The following is a 4,314-nucleotide window of genomic DNA, read 5'->3' on the forward strand; positions in this document are numbered from 1 at the left end:
GGTCCGGCCGCTCCGTCCCGGGCGTCCTGCACTCCCGTCCCCCGCATCGCGCCCCCGCGGCCGGCCCCTGTCGTGCCATGATAGCCCGGCCCCGGCGCCGCGGCGAGGGCGCCGCTCATGTCCCCTGTTCCGCCATGCAACCGCTCCCCCCCCGGCATGCCCGATAGCGGTGCGCCGGCGGCGGCGCGGCGGTTACGCCGGAGGATCATCCGGTGGCCAGTCCTGCCGCCGGAAACGCGACAGGCACGCCCCGGCGGGGCGTGCCTGCGATGACCGTGACGGATGCCGTCAGGTCAGTTCGGCACGAGCACCGACGAGATGACGTGGATCACGCCGTTCGACTGCATCACGTTGGGGATCGTCACCTCGGCGACACCGCTCTTGGCGCCCTGCACGTAAATATGCCCGCCATCCGAGGTGAGGGTGATCGGCTCGCCCTGCACCGTCTTCAGCATCGCGGTGCCGTGGCCCTTCTTGATCATCGCCATCAGATCCGCCGCGGTCAGCCGGCCGGGCACCACGTGATAGGTCAGCACCGCCGTCAGCATGCCCTTGTTCTCGGGCTTCAGCAGCGTCTCGACGGTGCCGGGGGGCAGCTTCGCGAACGCCTCGTTGGTCGGCGCGAACACGGTGAACGGGCCGGGCCCCTCCAGGGTGCTGACCAGACCGGCCGCCTTCACCGCCGCGACGAGGGTCGTGTGGTCCTTCGAGTTGACCGCGTTCTCGACGATGTTCTTCGACGGGTACATCGGCGCGCCGCCGACCATCACCGTCTCCTCCGCGGCATAGGCGGCGACGAGCGGCACCGCACCGCACAGCAGCGGAACGACGAGAGCGGCGACGAGTCGCCGAGCAGAAAACACCGGACGCATCCTTGAAGGCTCCTTTTGTTTGCCAGCGCGCGTTCGTCACGCGCATGTCCGTCCTACGGCCCAAGCGTGCGTGCGGATGCAGCCGCGCGTGGCGGAAGGCAGGAGCGCGGTCAGGCCGGCGTGGGCGGCGGAGCGTGGTTAGAACGTCGAGGTCTGCCCGGTGCCGCGGGGACGCAGCGACCGGTCGCCGGGCTGCGCGCCGCCCTCGAGACGATAGTCAACGACGTGCAGCGGCGGGAGCGCCTCCGGCATGCCAACGACCCCGTGCCGGCCGCCGTCAAGCCGCAGCGCCATCAGCCGACGCGTCGCGCCCGCGCGCGCGCGGTCCATCACGGCGATGAAACAGCCGTTGTGCCAGTCGCTCTCCTCGCCGCCGACCGCCGGATGCGATCCGTCGAGCGTCGTGCGCAGTTCCGCCGACCAGATGACCGGCAGCGCGAGATCGGCCATCACCGCGAGCGCTTCCTCGCGCAGCGGCGGGAAGTTCCAGTCGTCGATGACGAGCACGCATTGATCGCGCAGCGCCGGCTGCACGAGCCGCAGGGCGGCGCCTACGTCCCCCGCCTTCAGCGGCCCGTCATAGAAAAAGACATCGGCCGACGGCAGCGCGGCGTAATCGACGGCCCTGAAATCCGCCGCCAGTTGCGTCACCGCGTCGGGCGCGCGCAGCAGGCTGCGATGGGCGTTGAAGGCGGCAAGGGCGGCCGGACCGTCCGCCCAGTTGTCGATCGTCGTCACCCGCGCGCCGTTGCGCCACGCCGCCGACAGCGCGGTCGATCCCGTGCCGGTACCGATCTCGAGCAGATGGCCGCCCTCCAGCGCCTGCATCATCGCATGCAGCCACAGGCGGAAGCGACGCCCCGACAGGGCGGGCAGCGCCAGCAGCCAGGACGGCAGGTCGCATCGGCCGGCGAGGACCGAGGTCAGTGCCGTCCCCGCCGCCGACGCGAGCCCGATGCCCGGGTCCGCGCTCTCCAGCACCACAAAGGGGCCTTCCATCGATTGCCGGCCTCGTCCCTCGTTCAACGGTTCAAGTCCGCCGCCGCCCACGACCGCGCGCGCCCGCGCGCCCCGATCAGGCGACGAGATCGAGCAGTTCCTCCAGCCGGGCCTCCACCAGCGCCGGATCGGCCCGCCACCCGTCCTCGGCCGCATCCTCGGCCGGATGATCGTCGAACAGGTCGGCGGCGTAGATCAGGCCGGCTGCCTGGGCGAGCAGGCTTAGACGGTTCGACGGCGCGGCGCGCGGCACCAGCTCGTACACCAGCGTGCCCTGGGCACAAAAGCCGATATTGCTCATCCCGGTGCCGGGTGGCCCCACCACGGCGCGGGCGCGGCGGAAGATCGCGATCTGCTCCTCGGGCGTCAGCCCGGCGGTCGTGACGACGCGAAATCCCATCCGGCCGAGCCGGAGGGCCAGCGCCTCCTCGTTGACGAGAGGCGCGGGCGACGCGTCGGACTGCGCCACGTACAGAAGCTCGCCCGCGTCGGCCGTGGCGTTCGCCCGCTCGGCAAGCCGGCGGCATGTGTCGTGGACGGCGAACGAGACGCCAGCGTCCGCGCCGCCCGTCAGCAGGTCGCTGATCTGGCACGCGCTGATCTGCACCCGCTGATGCGGCGCGACGCTGACATAGCGGGCGTGCGCATGCCCCAGCAGCCGCAGCGTCGCCTCCTGCGACCGGCCGATCTGCGGCAGAATGCAGAGCGGCCGCATGCCGCGGCAGGTGCGGATCGCGTGGTCGATCGCCGGCAGGACCTGCATCGTCCAGTGGTGATAATCGGCCCAGCCACGGTTGAAGCCGAGGATCGGCCGGTGCCCCGCATCGGCGTTCAGCACCTTGTCGACCCGCGCATCCGGCTCCGTCCATTCATGCCCGGCGGCCAGATACGCCGTCTCCGCGATCAGGCGGCCATGCAGGTGCATGGTGCACAGGCTGGTGTCGAACACGGCCCCGGTGACCGTGTATTGCCGCAGCCGCGTCGTGTGGCCGCGCCGAGAGAAGGCGGCGCGCAGGCCGGCATCGGTGAAAGTCGCGCCCAGCAGCGTCGTGCCGGTCGCGGTGTTGACCGCCTCCGCTTCGATGTCGGAGGCCTCGGCGGCGATGTCGGTCAGGTGTACGGGCATCGGCGCTTCCGTGCGACGGCCTGCGGTCCCGCCCGGTGCCCGGCGGGTCCGGTGGCTGCGTCTGTAGGACCGGGAGGTTAAGACAACGCGCGGGCACGCGGCGGCCGGTGCCGCCCGGTCATGGCAGGATGACGATCTTGCCGGTCACCCGCCGCCCCGCGATGTCGTCCAGCGCCGCCGGGACCTGATCGAGCGGGTAGGTGCGCGAGACGAGCGGCGACAGGCGTCCCTCGGCGAGCCAGCGCAGCATCTCCGCGGCGCTGTCGGCCCAGTGCTTGGCCTCGCGCCGGATATAGGCGCCCCAGAACACACCCACCAGCGACGCGCCCTTCAGCAGTGGCAGGTTGGCCGGCAGGGCGGGGATCTTGCCGTCGGCGAAGCCGATGACGAGGTGGCGGCCGCGCCAGCCGATCGACCGGAACGCCGCTTCGGTCATCGCGCCGCCGACCGGGTCATAGACCACGTCCGGCGCCACGCCGAGGCGGCGCAGCCCCTCGCGGAGGTCCTCCTTGCCGTAGTTGATCGTCTCGGCGACGCCGTAGCGACGGCAGACATCCAGCTTCGCCTCCGACGAGGCGGCGGCGATGACGCGCGCGCCCATCGCCCGGCCGATATCGACGGCCGCCAGCCCGACGCCACCGGCCGCGCCCAGGACCAGCAGCGTCTCGCCGGGACGCAGATGCGCGCGGTCGCGCAGCGCATGCCACGACGTGCCATAGGCGAGGATGAAGCCGCCCGCCACCGCATCGTCGATGCCGTCCGGGAGCAGCATGCAGTTCGACGCCTCGACCACCGCGTCCTCGGCGAAGCCGCCGGTCGTGTTGTAGGCGAGAACGCGCTGCCCGGGCGCGAGGCCGGTCACGTCCGCGCCCACCGCGATCACCTCGCCCGCCAGTTCGGCGCCGGGGGTGAACGGCAGCTCCGGCTTCACCTGATACTTGGCCTGGATGATCAGGATATCGGGAAAGTTCACGCCGGCGGCCCGCACCCGCACATGCACCTGCGCCGGACCCGGCGGCGGCAGCGTACGCTCGACGATGCGCAGCCGCTCCGGACCGCCCCACTCCTCGCACATCACCGCACGCATGCGTCCGCCTCCCCGTTGTCGTCAGGCGCTGCCCAGGCGGGCAACGATCGCCGGCACGTCCGCCCCGGCCATGGTGCCGTACGCCCGGCCGCCGCCCCCGGCAAGACGGCTGGCGCAGAAAGCATCGGCGACCGGCCCCGGCGCGTGGCGCACCAGCAGCGCGCCCTGGAGCACCAGCGCGGCCTGCTCCGCCAGCAGGCGCGCGTCGCCCTCCGCTACCGCGGCCGTCA

4 protein-coding genes and 1 pseudogene are annotated in these 4,314 nt (G+C 72.2%); all 5 read right to left on the reverse strand.

The features are described 5' to 3' along the window. Positions 1-293 precede the first annotated feature (293 nt). Entirely contained in the window at positions 294-872 is a 579-nt protein-coding gene (locus B8460_RS15865) for a fasciclin domain-containing protein (RefSeq protein WP_084623740.1), read from the reverse strand. Between the two features lie 138 nt (positions 873-1,010). Further along, positions 1,011-1,871: a class I SAM-dependent methyltransferase gene (locus tag B8460_RS15870; RefSeq protein ID WP_048862584.1), complete on the reverse strand. Its 861-nt coding sequence runs from the start codon at positions 1,869-1,871 to the stop codon at positions 1,011-1,013. A gap of 76 nt (positions 1,872-1,947) precedes the next feature. Further along, a complete protein-coding gene (locus tag B8460_RS15875; protein ID WP_048862585.1) occupies positions 1,948-2,997 on the reverse strand; it encodes a glycosyltransferase family 61 protein in 1,050 nt (349 codons plus the stop codon). Between the two features lie 118 nt (positions 2,998-3,115). After that, entirely contained in the window at positions 3,116-4,084 is a 969-nt protein-coding gene (locus tag B8460_RS15880; protein WP_048862586.1) for an NADPH:quinone oxidoreductase family protein, read from the reverse strand. A 21-nt stretch (positions 4,085-4,105) separates the two neighbouring features. Beyond that, a pseudogene (locus B8460_RS15885) lies at positions 4,106-4,314 on the reverse strand (hypothetical protein); the annotation flags it as partial.

Source organism: Acidisphaera rubrifaciens HS-AP3, assembly GCF_000964365.1.
GTDB lineage: Bacteria > Pseudomonadota > Alphaproteobacteria > Acetobacterales > Acetobacteraceae > Acidisphaera > Acidisphaera rubrifaciens.